General features: G+C 45.9%; 1 protein-coding gene. It reads left to right on the forward strand.

The features are described 5' to 3' along the window. The first annotated feature begins 58 nt into the window (after positions 1 to 58). A complete protein-coding gene (locus M595_RS28500; protein WP_023067691.1) occupies positions 59 to 313 on the forward strand; it encodes an Asr1405/Asl0597 family protein in 255 nt (84 codons plus the stop codon). The last annotated feature ends 162 nt before the right edge of the window (positions 314 to 475 follow it).

Below are 475 nucleotides of genomic sequence, written 5' to 3' on the forward strand. Positions count from 1 at the left end.
CAAGTTCGAGAGATCTCAGTCAGGACTAAGTAGAAATTAGTTGCAGTTGGTACAAGTAATGAATTCATCACAGTTACATCCCGACAACAGCGAAGTCATCGAGGTCAACTCCTGGGCCGATCGGTGGCAAGTCTACAGACGCTTACAAGAGCTAGAAATCCCCAGTTCATGTGAGATCGAGCAACCCCTACGGGTACAGATCAATAACATTAACCAAGCGGTTCAACTCTCCAGCGTCTTGAAACAGTTCTCAGCCTCTCGTCGAGATCTACTTGAAACCTTAGAACGCTGTTGGGAAGCTGAGTCTGACTAATGACGATCGCAACGATGCGGCGGCTTTCCTCCATCAACTCGGACGTTTCCTCAAAACAAACGTCTTGACTCCGAACTCCAACTATCTCAATTCCAATACCTTAAGGATTACCCTGAAACCAATGTCTAAAACTGACAAAAAAATTACGGAGATCGGAAGAGC

This window comes from Lyngbya aestuarii BL J (genome assembly GCF_000478195.2).
Lineage (GTDB): Bacteria > Cyanobacteriota > Cyanobacteriia > Cyanobacteriales > Microcoleaceae > Capilliphycus > Capilliphycus aestuarii.